This is a genomic window from Aquirufa lenticrescens (genome assembly GCF_019916085.1).
Classification (GTDB): Bacteria; Bacteroidota; Bacteroidia; order Cytophagales; family Spirosomataceae; genus Aquirufa; species Aquirufa lenticrescens.
In genome coordinates this window covers 2,096,901-2,110,400 of record NZ_CP049834.1, presented here as the reverse complement: position 1 = coordinate 2,110,400, position 13,500 = coordinate 2,096,901, and the positions used below count along the sequence as shown (strand labels likewise).

Sequence of the window (13,500 nt, the reverse complement as noted above, 5' to 3'; positions counted from 1 at the left end):
TTATTTATAATATTGATCTAGTAGTTGATTCATTTCTTCTTGCACTTTTTTCGCCTCTCTGGCGGCAGAAACCCAGGTATCATCCCCTGCATAAATGATGCCACGAGAGGAATTCACGAGTAATCCTACTTTATCATTCATACCAAATTTGGCCACATCAGACAAACTTCCCCCTTGCGCTCCTACACCAGGAACTAAGAAGAAATTATCAGGAGCAATTTTACGAACTTTGGCAATATAATCCGTCCTAGTGGCTCCTATCACGAACATTAATTGATCAGAATTTCCCCATTCCATCGATTTACGCATGACGTGTTCGTAGAAAGGAATACCCGTTTCGTCTTTTAATTGCTGAAAGTCGTTACTTCCAGGATTAGAAGTTAAAGCCAAAAGAATTACCCACTTATCTTCAAATTGCAAGAAAGGGCTCACCGAATCCTCTCCCATATAGGGCGCCACAGTTACAGAATCGAAATCAAAACCGGCACGAGCGGGCTCAAAGAATGTTTGAGCGTATTTAGTCGCCGTATTTCCAATGTCACCACGCTTCGCATCCGCAATAGAAAACACGTCCTTAGGCATATAATCCATCGTTTTCTGTAAACTTTCCCAACCAGCAGGCCCTAAAGCTTCATAAAAGGCGATATTAGGCTTATAAGCGACTGCATAGGGCAAAGTAGCATCAATGACCGCTTTATTAAAAGCAAAAATGGGATCTTTTTCCGTCTTAAATCGACTTGGAATCAACGAGATATCGGTGTCCAAACCGACGCATAAAAAGGATCTCTTTTGTTCAATTTGCTGAATTAATTCCGCTGAATTCATGTGAAAGAAGGAAAATAGGATTAATTTTGCCACAAATCTATCCCTTTCCCTGCCAAAAAACAATTTATGGAATTCATTAAGCATCGTTTATCAGGAGTCATTGAGTGCATACCAACAAAATATCATGACGAACGTGGATTTTTCTACGAATCCTACAACCAAACGCGTTTTGCAGCAAATGGAATCCCAGAAGATTTTGTGCAAGACAACTATTCCTTTTCCACCAAAGGCGTGTTGCGCGGCTTACATTTTCAACACAATCCAAACGGTCAAGGTAAATTAGTACGTGTCATGACAGGGAAAGCCTTAGACGTGGTGGTGGATTTACGTAAGGACTCCCCTACCTTTGGACAGCACGAAAAATTCGTTTTAGACGCAGATAAAGGTAATATGTTGTATGTACCCATCGGTTTCGCTCATGGTTTTATCGCCCTAGAGGAGACGATTTTTGTGTATAAATGCACGAATTTTTGGAATAAAGAAGCTGAATCAGGGATACGCTGGAATGACCCGCAATTAGGGATCGAATGGGGCGTTGAAAACCCGATTGTATCGGATAAGGACCAAATACTACCTGATTTTGACGCCAATCATCCGATTTTTTAATTAAAATTTTGATATCTTTGCATCAATGACTCGCAAGCTGATTTTATCAAGCCCATTACTCGAAATAACCATCTCAAGGTTGTGTCAAGAGCTCATTGAAAATCAAATCAACGGTGTTGAAACAGTAATTCTAGGCTTACAGCCTCGCGGAATTTTCTTTGCAGAACGTATCGCGAAAGAATTAAGCAAACACCTTGAAAAAGCACCTAGTGTAGGAAAAATAGACGCTACATTCTTTCGCGACGATTACCGCCGCAGAGAAACGGTATCTCCTAATTCAACCGATGTCCCCTTTTTGATTGAAAACAAGCGAGTTATCCTTGTCGATGACGTGTTAGCCACAGGCCGAATGGTTCGGGCAGCGCTAGATGCGATGAATAGTTTTGGGAGACCGGCTAAAGTGGAATTATGTGTCTTAATCGACCGTATTTATAATCGAGATTTGCCGATTAACGCAGATTACGTGGGTAAAAGTGTGAATACCTTACCCACCGAAAAAGTACTCGTAGAGTGGACGGAACAAGGCCACGAAGCGGACAGAATTTGGTTAATTCCTCAACCTGAATAATTATGTTAAAGTCGCCACACTTATTAGGAATCAAAGATCTGGATGAAGAGTCCATTCAATTGATTGTTAAAACGGCCAGAGAATTTAAAGAGGTCTTGAACAGACCGATTAAAAAAGTTCCTTCTCTACGCGATGTGACGATTGCCAACATCTTCTTTGAAAATTCAACTCGTACCCGATTATCCTTCGAATTAGCTGAAAAAAGACTCTCAGCAGACACCATTAACTTCTCTGCCTCAGGTAGCTCAGTCAAAAAAGGAGAAACCTTATTAGATACGGTAAACAATATCCTAGCGATGAAAGTCGATATGATCGTGATGCGCCATGCAAGTCCAGGTGCGCCTCATTATCTAGCGAAACATATAAAAGCTAATATTGTCAATGCAGGCGACGGAACACACGAGCATCCAACGCAAGCCTTATTAGATACGTTCTCTCTACAAGAAAAACTGGGTGATTTAGCCGGCAAAAAAATCGCCATCATCGGTGACATTTTGCACTCACGCGTGGCCCTTTCTAATATTTATGCCTTGAAAAAACAAGGAGCAGAAGTTCGTCTTTGCGGACCCAGCACCTTGATTCCGAAGCACATACAAAGCTTAGGTGTCGAAGTTTCTCACGACGTAAAGAGTACCTTAGCTTGGTGTGATGCCGCTAACGTGTTGCGTATCCAATTAGAGAGACAACAAATCAAGTACTTCCCGAGTCTTCGCGAATACTCGCAGTTCTTTGGAATCAATCGCGCGATGTTGGAGGAATTACCCAAAGAGATCGTTTTGATGCACCCGGGACCGATAAATCGTGGGGTGGAATTAAGCTCTGATGCGGCGGATTCGCCCCATTCAATCATCTTAGATCAGGTAGAAAATGGCGTGGCCGTGAGAATGGCTGTCCTTTATTTACTTGCTTCGAGAGCTTCGTAAGCTAATAACATTTTTTGGGTTGAGATCTGATTTCCACAGGCATAATGACCTAGCGGGCAATTTTTCTTGCCGTGATCTCCACAAGGACGACAATCTAATGTTTCCGATACCTCAATGACTTGACTGTGATCAGCCAAAGGTCCAAAGCCAAAATCTGGAATCGTAGAGCAAAATAAAGCAACCGTAGGTACATTCACGGCAGAGGACAAGTGCATCGGACCGGAATCGTTGACGAAATTACCTTTGCTTTGGGCAAAAATAGACGTAGAAGCTAAGAGCGCGTGTTTCCCGGTTTCATTAAAGATAGGCCAACCTGGACAGGCCTGCTCAATCTCTTCTGACAAATACTTTTCGTTAGGTGAACCCATTAATACAACTGCCTGATCACGAGGCAGTAAATGGATAAAATCGATCCACTTCTGAATGGGTAAACGCTTCGTCTCCCACACACTTCCAGGGGAAATACAGATGTAATTGTTAGCGGGAGCTGGTACTTGCGAAGGATTCAAGAAAGGCTTATACACCTTCTCCCCTAACCAATCGCTCAATAAAGCCGTATTGCGCTCCACTTCATGGATTCCGTTTCCAAAAGGGTGTGGATAGGATTTCGTAAAAAACCAGGAAAGTGGATTTTTTGCAAACCCAAAAACCTGCTTGGCACCAATCATCAGACTCAACAAACCCATTCCGAAGAATCGCTGTACCACAAAAACTTTATCAAAGGATTCTTGCTTCAAATTAGTGCGTAAATCAAGCCAAGAAGCTCGTTTATTGGACTTATCATAGGTCCAAACGCGCTCCAAACAAGGATGTGTGTAAGCCTGAAAAATAGACTCATTCCCTTTCCTTACTAACAAATGAATGGCTGTTTCAGGGGATTCTATCCGGATTTTCTCCAATAAGGATGTTACTAAAACCGCATCCCCGAGGAAAGCGGTTTGAATAATTAACACCTTGGACACTGGATTCATAGAAATAAAGGAAGCGATTAGCCATAAAATTACTTATTTTTGAGACATTTTTCACCAAAACCCCATTTATGAATTCCATTCACCTGCATACCCTCTCTAACGGAATCACGGTGGTGCACAGACAAGTGCTTCACACAGAGATCTCGCATTTAGGGATTATGTTGGACATTGGTAGTCGGGATGAATTAGCTGGAGAAGAGGGTTTAGCGCACTTTTGGGAGCATATGGCCTTCAAAGGGACGAAGAAAAAGAACAATATGCAGATCATTAACCGCCTCGAAGTTTATGGCGGAGAATTGAATGCCTATACCACCAAAGAAAAAATCTGTTTCCATGCCTCTATTCTTAGCCCCTATTTCGAACGGGCCTTAGAGCTATTAACTGACATTACGTTTGAATCTGTGTTTCCTGAAAAGGAATTAGAGAAAGAGCGTTCGGTCATTTTAGAGGAGATGTCGATGTATTATGACGCTCCAGAAGAAGCCATTCAAGATGACTTTGATGAATTATTATTCCCAAATCATCCGCTAGGGGTGAATATTTTAGGGACGACAGAAACAGTTCAAGCATTCCAAAAAAAGGACCTCGAATCCTTCATCGAACGCAATTTAGACACTTCACGTATTGTGTTTTCCTCCATCGGAAAATTAGATCCATCGAAGGTTTTTGCTTGGGCAGAAAAACATTTGGGATCCATTAAAGCAAAGAAGCAAATCGTGAAACGCCTTGCTCCTTCACCGATGATCCCACAGACCAAAGTCATCAAAAGAGGCATTACGCAATCCCACGTTGCTTTAGGACGTCAATCCTTTGCCATTGAAAACCCGAATCGACTTGCGTTCTTCCTTCTAGTCAATCTATTAGGTGGACCAGGTATGAATTCTTTGCTGAATGTTTCAGTACGCGAACGACACGGACTGGTATATTCGATTGAAGCAAGTTTAACTTCCTTTTTAGACTCAGGTTATTGGGCCATTTATTTTGGAACAGAGCCTAATCAGGTGAATAAATCGCTGAAATTAATTCACAAGGAATTTGCCAAACTGCAAGAAAAGGAATTAACAGCCCCACAATTGAAGAAGATAAAAAGCCAGTTAAAAGGTCAATTAGCGATGGCAGAAGAGGGAAACCTCAATTTCATGTTAATGATGGCTAAGAATCTCCTAGATCGTGAGAAAATTGAGAGTTTAGACGAAATTTTCGAACAAATTGACCTGATTGACAGCGTTCACATTCAATCGCTTGCGAAAGAAATGCTCGATCCGGCTACCTTGAGTTGTTTGATTTTCGAACCCTAATTCAGTGCACCTCTACCTCCATATCCCTTTTTGTAGGCAAGCTTGTCATTACTGCGATTTCCATTTTTCGACCAATACGAGCCGAAAAGAGGAAATGGTCAACGCCTTATGTCGCGAAATAGTAGCGCAAAAAGACTATTTGCAGGGTGCTGAACTACAAACCATCTATTTTGGAGGAGGAACCCCTTCCCTCTTATCTTCTACAGATTTAGATACGATTTTCAACACGATTCGCAGCTTTCATCCTATAGCAAACGACGCTGAGATTACCTTAGAGGCGAATCCAGAAGATTTAACTCCAGCTTATTGTGAGATGATTGCCTCAAAAGGCATCAATCGCCTAAGCATAGGTATTCAATCCTTTCAAGAAAAAAACCTAGTCTTGATGAATCGAAACCATCAAGCATCCGATTCGATTCAAGCAATTCAGAATGCGCAAAAAGTGGGTATCAACAACATCAGCATCGATTTGATTTACGGAATTCCTGCTAACTCCGAAGTAGAATTAGCAGAAGATTTAAAAAATGCCACCTCGCTGGGAGTCCAACACATTTCAGCTTATAGCTTAACGGTAGAGCCTAAAACGGTTTTTGGCGTTCAAAAAAAGAAAGGGGCTTTTCAGGAAATACCGGATTCCGCGATGGCAAACGCCTTTACGCAGGTCCGCGATTATTTAGAATCCAAAGGTTATGAGGGCTACGAAACCTCAAATTTTGCCAAAGAAGGCCATTATTCTGTCCATAACACCAGTTATTGGCAGCAAGAACCTTACTTAGGCATAGGACCTTCCGCCCATAGTTTCAATGGCCATACTAGGCAATGGAACGTGGCGAATAATGCCAAATACATCGCATCAGGTCTCGCATTAGCAGAAAAAGAAGAACTCAGCCCAGCCGATCAACTCAATGAATACCTCATGGTCCGCTTGCGAACAAAATGGGGAATCGACTTGAACTATGTGCGGGAGAGCTTCGAAAAAATGGGGCATCCCTATCCTGAAAAAGAATTTCAGATCTGGGTTTCTCAAGGTTTCGCTCGAATTGAAAATGACAGTTTAATACTAGAAGGCGAAGGAAAATTAATTGCCGATCGATTAAGTAGTGATATTTTTGTGGTCTAAGCCCTTTTTGTAATTTTACAACCCTATGGCAAAGCGAATAGAATACGATAAAAAATCCCCTATCCCATCCAACGGAAGTAAAAAGTTTGAACGCTTAGCGAAGAAAAGCCCCAAGAAACGCACTTGGCTCAAGAAAATTGGCTTTTTCTTCCTTTACCTATGGATTTTTAGCCTGTTTTCGGTCGTATTTCTCAAATTCTTCCCGGTCTATTTTACACCTACCATGGCCTCTCGAAAAATCGATGCGTTGTTAGAGGGAAAACCGTCCAAGATTTATAGCCAATGGACTCCTTACAAGGATTTAGATAAAAACGTAGCTATTGCGGTAGTGGCCTCAGAAGATCAGGCGTTTCCAGATCACCACGGATTTGATTTTGATGCAATGTGGGGTGCGGTAAAGCACAACATGAAGGGCAAAAAAATACGTGGCGCGAGTACCATTTCGCAACAAGTGGCTAAAAACGTCTTTTTATGGCAAGGCAGAAGCTATATCCGAAAAGGACTGGAGGTCTACTTTACGTTCCTCATTGAATTAATCTGGGGCAAAGAACGAATTTTAGAAGTCTATCTGAATGTGGCAGAGACGGGACCCATGACATTTGGGGTTGAAGCGGCCTGTAGACAGTATTATGGACATAGCGGATCCGAGATTTCAGCCTCAGAAGCGGCTAGGATTGCAGCGGTTTTACCGAGTCCAAACCGTTTTTCTATCGAGCATCCATCAGCTTATGTACGCAAACGAACATCGGCTATTCAACGCCAAATGAGAGGTTTAGGGGGTAAAAACTACCTGAAGAAATTATAATAACTCGATGGAAGGATCCCAGAAATGGGTAGAAAACTGTTGAATTTGATCGTCTTTGATGGTGAGACCTTCTGCTTCTAATAATTCTTGCATTCTATTCCCTCCAAAAAAGTTCTTTCCCGTTAAAACGCCATTGCGATTTACAACACGATGCGCAGGAATGTTGGCTTGACCATGCGATGCATTCATCGCCCAGCCCACTAATCTAGCACCGCCTTTTGAGCCTAAATAGCCCGCAATAGCGCCGTACGTCGATACTTTGCCGGAAGGTATCAATGCCACTACCTGATATATTGCCTCAAAATCAGCCATTATTCTTCTTTACGGTCCTCAATCTCTTGACACAACTCCACATACCACTTCTCCCCAAATTTACGAATCAAAGGCTCTTTCAAAAATACATAAATTGGAACTCCTAGGGACGCTCCATTCGAACACGCGTCGGAACAAATAGACCAACGATCGTAATTTAAGGCCGTATAATCGGCTAATTTAGCCAAACGAATCGGATATAAATGACACGAAATGGGTTTTCTGAAATCTGTTTTACCAGCGAAATAGGCTTGTTCGATACCGCACTTTAAATAGCCTTTATCGTCATATAAGGCATAGGCACATTCTCTCCCTTTGATTACTGGGGTAGAAAAATCTCCGTCGTCATCTTTTACCCAAGCACCTGTTTTGGCTAATTCTTTTAAGCCTACCTCGGATAAAAAGGGCTTAATATCGTCCTGAATACGCTCTAAAATCTCTAATTCTTCTTCCTCCAATGGAGCCCCTAAATCGCCCTCTACGCAGCATGCGCCTTTGCATTTGGCTAAATCACATACGAAAAATTCGTCTGCAACATCGGAAGAGATTACCGTATCGTCAATTAAAATCATCTGCTTATTTTTGAACCACAAAGGTACATATTATAGTTTATATAGGTAATTTTACCCTATGAAATCCCTCTGGATACTTTTTTTAATACATTTATTCTGTTTGCCGGTTTTTGCCAAAACCGAGTTTCCCGACTCCCTTTTAATCGGAAACGTAAAGGTATTCATCCATCCTTCCGCTAAATCCATTCTCGAAACAGAGCAAAAACGCTTAGGAAGCAGCAAGAAATTCGTAGAAGGGATGAAAGAAAAAATGCGCTTCTATTTCCCCGTTATGGAGCCCCTTTTACAATCAGCCGGGATTCCCAATGAATTCAAATACCTTTCCGTTCAGGAAAGTGGATTAAACCCCATAGCCGTTTCGAGCTCTCAAGCTGTGGGATATTGGCAATTTAAAGCAGGTACCGCAACAGATGTGGGCATGAAGGTGAATGCAAATGTGGATGAGCGAAAGCATATAATCGAGGCCACTAGAGGCGCTGCGAACTATTTTACCCGCAATAACCGGGTTTTAAATAATTGGGTGGGAACACTTCTCTCCTACCGGGTAGGTTTAGGAACGGCGAAGAAAACTTCCTATGTGATGGATTGGGTGGGAAAATCAGACATTCAGGTGGACTCAAGTACGGATTGGTACGTATTACGTTTTTTAGCTTACCAAAAATTCTGGGCCGATGAATTCAAAAAAGATGATTCCCTAGGTATTCAACCGGTTAACCAAGCCAAACTCATCTGTTATGATAATTCCTGCGGCAAAAACCTCTATGAAATCGCGGATGAGTTAAATGTCAGCTACGATGATTTGAAGAAATATAATCCGTGGATCTTGAACGATTACGTGCCTAGCGATAAGAATTACATTATCTATCACCCATCCACAGTTACCTTCTTTGATAACTCCATCCAGATCCCTGAGATTTTACAGCCAGACGATTTTCTGTTACCGCCTAAAAAGAAGTTAGATAACCCGCAGAAGGAATAATCCATCCCGGATTGGAAGTAGTAAAGGCTCTACACGCGCATCATTCGCCACTTTGGTGTTGAAATCACGCAAGGCTTGTGTCGATTTGTCACGTGCTGATTCCTCAATAATTTTACCGCTCCACAGCACATTATCCACTAAAATAAGTCCTCCTGGACGCATTTTGTCGATCACTAAATCAAAATACAGCGTATAATTACGCTTATCCGCATCGATAAATACCAGATCAATGGGACCTACAATGGAAGGAATTTCAACAGCAGCATCTGCGATGCGGTAGTCAATTTGCTCTTTATAAGCAGATCGATCAAAGAACGAACGAGTGAAGGTTTCCAATTCTTCGTTCACATCAATCGTAATCAAACGACCACCTTTTTTTAATCCTTCTGCCATACAAAGGGCAGAATAACCCGTATAAGTGCCTATTTCGAGAATGAGAGAGGGTTGATAGACTTTAGCAATAAAAGACAAAAAACGCCCTTGCAAATGACCTGAAAGCATCCGAGGCTGCAACACCATCGCATGCGTCTCCCGAACTAACTCCTTTAACAAGTCATTTTCTGGCTCCGTGTGCAGGCGAGCATATTCCTCTATTCCTTCGTCAATGAATTCCATTATTTAATCCCTGTGTAAAAGAAGTCCAATGAATTGTCAGGATCCTGGCTAAGGAAATAATCATCCACCTGAATCGATGAAACAAGTGAATTATTCGACTTAGACATCGATAATCGACTCATGCGATTCGCGATATCATAAGGAACCTGCAACCAAGTTCTTGGTAATTTATATTGTAGATTAAAAATATCAAATCGAGTAATTCGCTTAACTGCTACCTTATTTTCTTCATAATAATCCATCACTTTTTGGTTCCCATGCACCCCTTCCATAACAACCTCAGAGAAGTGTTTCTTCATCAAGTCGCGTAATTCTGGCGCTAAATATTCGCGTACGTGCCAAGGATTGCGGGTTAAGGAGAATTTCTTATTCACCGTCGTTAAATACAATTTTCCACCTGGCTTTAATACTCGTGCGGCTTCGGCTAAAAAGAAATCATCGTTTTCGATGTGCTCGATCACCTGAAAAGTCACCACATAATCGAAATGATTCGATGGCAAATCCTTTAATGGAGGTAAGAACATATCGATAAACTTGAACTTAGGATAAGTCTTCGATAAACTCTCCATCAATTCAGTATTCTTATCCACTCCCGTATAGTTACTTACCGCGTCGGCTAATACACCCACACCACGTCCTGTGCCGCATCCAATCTCTAATACATTGCCAGAAAGTAATTTGCTGACGTGGATATAAGGATACAATAGACGTTGGTGAACGGGATTATCTGAAGGAATATCAGAGGAAGCAATTTCGGTAGTTTTATACATTCTAATAAGATTAAGAGACAAAGGTAAGGAATTATCTAGCTGAAATGTTAAAAAAAATGCCGACCTTCGTGCAAAATTTCAAGCAACAACGTGTCAGAAGAAAACGCATCAAGACCCCCATTTAAGAGACCATTTAGACATTTTACAGCTCCTGTAACAGACAATAAAGAGTTTGTGTTTGGGGTACAATCTGTACTAGAAACCCTTCGTTCGGGTAAGGAAATTGATCGTTTATTAGTTCAAAGAGAGCTTGGAAACACCGAAATCCTTGATTTAGCTAAAGAAAAAGGTATTCAGGTGCAGAAGGTGCCTTTGGAGAAATTAAACCGCATTACGCGCAAAAATCACCAAGGTGCGATCGCTTTCGTTTCTGCCATTCACTATGCAAAACTAGAGAATGTCATTGCAGATACCTTTGAGAAAGGCGAAATACCGTTTATTTTGATTTTGGACCGCGTTACAGATGTGAGAAACTTCGGTGCTATTGCACGTACGGCAGAATGTGCGGGTGTTCACGCGATCGTGTTACCTTCTCGTGGAGCCGCTCAAATCAATGCAGATGCGATGAAAACATCCTCTGGAGCTCTGAACTTTATTCCCGTATGCAAGGAAGATAGCTTAATCCAAACGATTGACTTCTTACAAAACTCAGGATTACGCGTGGTAGCTTGTACAGAAAAGGCTAAAAGCACGATTTACGAAATAGACTACAAAGATCCGATTGCCATCATCATGGGATCAGAGGAAGACGGAATCACAGACGAAATCATCCGTAAATCAGATGAGATCGCTAAAATTCCTCAAACGGGTCAAGTAGGATCACTTAACGTATCAGTTGCTGCGGGTGTCATCATTTTTGAGACCGTTCGCCAACGTTCTATTTAATTTTTTCGAAGTATCTGGAAAGCTGACGCTTGTGCTGTCGGCAATATAGTCACGTCCGCAATATTGACGTGCGCAGGCGCTAAGACGATATAGCGGATTAATTCAGCCACATCTGCTGCGACTAAAGGTTCGTATCCAGCATAAACCGCCTCTGCTTTCGCTTGATCTCCCTTAAAACGAACCTCAGAAAATTCGGTAGCAACTGCCCCTGGAGCTACATTTGAAACTTTAATCCCAAACGGATTTAAATCCTGGCGCATCCCCGCAGATAAGGCATCAACTGCCGCTTTGGACGCACAATATACATTCCCATTCGGATAAGTTTGCTTTCCTGCAATAGAAGACAGATTAATAATGTGGCCTGATTTCCGATTCACCATTCCTTTAATCACTTCTTTAGATACATATAATAAGCCGGTCACATTCGAGGCCATCATCGCATCCCAATCAGCTACATCTCCATCTTGAATCGCGGACATACCATGTGCATTACCCGCATTATTAACCAAGACATCGATATTTTTCCATTCAGCTGGAAGCGATTCAAACGCTTGAATAACTGCAGATTGATCGCTCACATCGAACGTTAATAGCGTGGAATGAACCGATAAACTAGCTTGCAGTTCCTCTAAACGCTCCTTTCTTCTGCCACAAAGGATTAATTGAAAACCTTCTTTAGCTAAGGATTGAGCAGTGGCGCGACCGATTCCCGAACTCGCACCTGTGATGCAGGCGATTTTTTTCATAGGAATAAATTTTATGCGAAGGTAAGCGCAAAGAGGTGTTCTAAAAAATTTGAGCGTAATTTGTATACAAATTCAATACCCTATGAACTTTTTAATCGTTGGATTGGGCAACATAGGCCCGCAATATTTATTTACACGCCATAATATTGGATTTATGGCAGTAGATTTTTTGGCCAAACAAAAGGACATCAGCTTCAAAACCGATCGACTAGCCTCTATCGCTTCCTATAAATTAAAAGGACACACGATCTACCTAATCAAACCCACTACGTTCATGAACCTGAGCGGCAAGGCTGTGAATTACTGGCTCTCCTACTATAAAATCGAAAAGGAAAACATGCTCGTATTAGTGGATGACTTGGCTATCCCATTCGATACCTTGCGCCTAAAGCCCAAAGGATCATCCGGCGGGCACAATGGACTTAAAAGTATCGAAGGCGTCCTAGGAGGCACAGAATACCCACGTTTGCGTATGGGAATCGGTAGTGATTTTGCCAAAGGAAGGCAGGCTGATTATGTCTTAAGTAACTTTTCTGAAGCAGAATTAGAGACAATCCCCTTCATTTTGGACAAAACCGCGGAGATAATAGAAACATTCTGCGTTGAAGGACTCACCAAAACAATGAACAAATACAACCAATGATTGTACTTTTTAAAGAATCTTTGAATTTTTCCGTAATTTTTAATTAAGAATTAATCAAATGATTTGAAATAATAAGCCAAATATTATTCTGCTATACTCCACATATTATATTAAATATTCTGATTTTGAATTAAGATTCGGAATATTCTGAAAAATTTAACCCGAAATAGACTAAAATAAAGTTTTGCCATATTAAAAAAATGCAATAATTTTGCATCGTTGATTTAGATAATAAATATAACAAAAATATGAAGAAGACATTATTATTAGCTAGCTGTTTAATTGGATTAAACCTAGTTGCGGTTGCAGGAGAAGAAGCACGTTCATTTAATCGTTCAAACGATTTATCAGTAAAAACAGAAACATTATCAGAAGTGATCACCTCGTTGATTCGCAAAGACGCTCAAGTAAAGAGCGCAAGCGCAGCGAGTTTGACTATATCGATTTTACAAGATTTCCAAAATAACAAGACTGAGTTCTTAAAAGTATCTGAGTCAGAGAAAGTGGTTTTCAACCAAACAATCAAAACTATTTCTGAGCAAGGACAAAATTTTTCAGACACAAAGACGTTAAATTGGATCAAAGAGATTAATCAAGAGGCTAAAAAGATCAACTTAGTTTGGTCAATTGTTAGCACTGAGCCCGTTATCGACACTAATTTCGATAACAGTTCAGAACAACAAGAGCACTTGGTTGTTATGTTATAATTAGATTGTTAGTAGTTTTCATAGTTAAATAGGTTTAGAGGTAATCAAAAAAGGTGAAGTTTTTAACTTCACCTTTTTTTTATTTTTTTTTGCACTAAACTTATAAAATATCCACTAAAGCATTATATTTGTATAAATTTTCATAGTTAAATAGG

17 protein-coding genes are annotated in these 13,500 nt (G+C 41.0%); 10 read left to right on the top strand and 7 right to left on the bottom strand.

What is annotated here, in order from left to right; all coding sequences use genetic code 11:
- Entirely contained in the window at positions 1–825 is an 825-nt protein-coding gene (pyrF, locus tag G9X62_RS09415) for an orotidine-5'-phosphate decarboxylase (RefSeq protein WP_223131846.1), read from the bottom strand.
- Between the two features lie 66 nt (positions 826–891).
- Here pyrF and rfbC point away from each other — a divergent pair, with 66 nt between their 5' ends.
- From rfbC to G9X62_RS09400, 3 genes are read left to right on the top strand one after another with little or no spacing between them, the layout of a single operon-like run.
- Entirely contained in the window at positions 892–1,431 is a 540-nt protein-coding gene (gene rfbC, locus G9X62_RS09410; protein WP_223130466.1) for a dTDP-4-dehydrorhamnose 3,5-epimerase, read from the top strand.
- Between the two features lie 25 nt (positions 1,432–1,456).
- Positions 1,457–1,999 carry a bifunctional pyr operon transcriptional regulator/uracil phosphoribosyltransferase PyrR gene (gene pyrR / locus G9X62_RS09405; protein WP_223130465.1) on the top strand — a complete coding sequence of 181 codons (543 nt, stop codon included), beginning with the start codon at positions 1,457–1,459 and terminating at the stop codon, positions 1,997–1,999.
- Positions 2,000–2,001: 2 nt separating this feature from the next.
- The gene (locus tag G9X62_RS09400; RefSeq protein WP_130896400.1) at positions 2,002–2,922 is read left to right on the top strand and encodes an aspartate carbamoyltransferase catalytic subunit; all 921 of its coding nucleotides are present in this window, start codon (positions 2,002–2,004) and stop codon (positions 2,920–2,922) included.
- Here G9X62_RS09400 and G9X62_RS09395 read toward each other — a convergent pair.
- Entirely contained in the window at positions 2,895–3,893 is a 999-nt protein-coding gene (locus tag G9X62_RS09395) for a glycosyltransferase family 9 protein (RefSeq protein ID WP_223130464.1), read from the bottom strand. The genes G9X62_RS09400 and G9X62_RS09395 overlap by 28 nt on opposite strands.
- 68 nt (positions 3,894–3,961) lie before the next feature.
- Here G9X62_RS09395 and G9X62_RS09390 point away from each other — a divergent pair, with 68 nt between their 5' ends.
- From G9X62_RS09390 to mtgA, 3 genes are read left to right on the top strand one after another with little or no spacing between them, the layout of a single operon-like run.
- The gene (locus G9X62_RS09390; RefSeq protein ID WP_223130463.1) at positions 3,962–5,191 is read left to right on the top strand and encodes a M16 family metallopeptidase; all 1,230 of its coding nucleotides are present in this window, start codon (positions 3,962–3,964) and stop codon (positions 5,189–5,191) included.
- A gap of 4 nt (positions 5,192–5,195) precedes the next feature.
- Positions 5,196–6,311 (top strand): radical SAM family heme chaperone HemW, encoded by a 1,116-nt coding sequence (hemW, locus tag G9X62_RS09385; protein ID WP_223130462.1) that lies wholly within the window; start codon positions 5,196–5,198, stop codon positions 6,309–6,311.
- 25 nt (positions 6,312–6,336) lie between these two features.
- A complete protein-coding gene (mtgA, locus tag G9X62_RS09380; protein WP_223130461.1) occupies positions 6,337–7,116 on the top strand; it encodes a monofunctional biosynthetic peptidoglycan transglycosylase in 780 nt (259 codons plus the stop codon).
- Here mtgA and G9X62_RS09375 read toward each other — a convergent pair.
- On the bottom strand, positions 7,111–7,428 hold the full coding sequence (locus tag G9X62_RS09375; RefSeq protein WP_223130460.1) for an MGMT family protein: 318 nt from the start codon (positions 7,426–7,428) through the stop codon (positions 7,111–7,113). The genes mtgA and G9X62_RS09375 overlap by 6 nt on opposite strands.
- Positions 7,428–8,000, bottom strand: coding sequence for a DUF3109 family protein (locus G9X62_RS09370; RefSeq protein ID WP_223130459.1), 573 nt, complete (start codon positions 7,998–8,000; stop codon positions 7,428–7,430). The genes G9X62_RS09375 and G9X62_RS09370 overlap by 1 nt, the downstream gene beginning before the upstream one ends.
- A 58-nt stretch (positions 8,001–8,058) precedes the next feature.
- Between G9X62_RS09370 and G9X62_RS09365 the strand changes: the two genes are divergently transcribed.
- The gene (locus G9X62_RS09365; RefSeq protein ID WP_223130458.1) at positions 8,059–8,979 is read left to right on the top strand and encodes a lytic transglycosylase domain-containing protein; all 921 of its coding nucleotides are present in this window, start codon (positions 8,059–8,061) and stop codon (positions 8,977–8,979) included.
- Here G9X62_RS09365 and G9X62_RS09360 read toward each other — a convergent pair.
- Both G9X62_RS09360 and G9X62_RS09355 read right to left on the bottom strand, forming a co-directional pair.
- Positions 8,956–9,594 (bottom strand): O-methyltransferase, encoded by a 639-nt coding sequence (locus tag G9X62_RS09360; protein ID WP_223130457.1) that lies wholly within the window; start codon positions 9,592–9,594, stop codon positions 8,956–8,958. The genes G9X62_RS09365 and G9X62_RS09360 overlap by 24 nt on opposite strands.
- Entirely contained in the window at positions 9,594–10,364 is a 771-nt protein-coding gene (locus G9X62_RS09355) for a class I SAM-dependent methyltransferase (protein WP_223130456.1), read from the bottom strand. Before G9X62_RS09355 ends, G9X62_RS09360 begins: the two co-directional genes overlap by 1 nt.
- Positions 10,365–10,454: 90 nt before the next feature.
- Here G9X62_RS09355 and rlmB point away from each other — a divergent pair, with 90 nt between their 5' ends.
- Positions 10,455–11,249, top strand: coding sequence for a 23S rRNA (guanosine(2251)-2'-O)-methyltransferase RlmB (gene rlmB / locus G9X62_RS09350; protein WP_223130455.1), 795 nt, complete (start codon positions 10,455–10,457; stop codon positions 11,247–11,249).
- Here rlmB and G9X62_RS09345 read toward each other — a convergent pair.
- The gene (locus G9X62_RS09345) at positions 11,246–11,995 is read right to left on the bottom strand and encodes an SDR family NAD(P)-dependent oxidoreductase (protein WP_223130454.1); all 750 of its coding nucleotides are present in this window, start codon (positions 11,993–11,995) and stop codon (positions 11,246–11,248) included. The two genes, rlmB and G9X62_RS09345, sit on opposite strands and share 4 nt — an antisense overlap.
- A gap of 82 nt (positions 11,996–12,077) precedes the next feature.
- Between G9X62_RS09345 and pth the strand changes: the two genes are divergently transcribed.
- The gene (gene pth / locus G9X62_RS09340) at positions 12,078–12,638 is read left to right on the top strand and encodes an aminoacyl-tRNA hydrolase (RefSeq protein ID WP_223130453.1); all 561 of its coding nucleotides are present in this window, start codon (positions 12,078–12,080) and stop codon (positions 12,636–12,638) included.
- Positions 12,639–12,886: 248 nt separating this feature from the next.
- Entirely contained in the window at positions 12,887–13,345 is a 459-nt protein-coding gene (locus tag G9X62_RS09335; protein ID WP_223130452.1) for a hypothetical protein, read from the top strand.
- Positions 13,346–13,500: the final 155 nt, after the last annotated feature.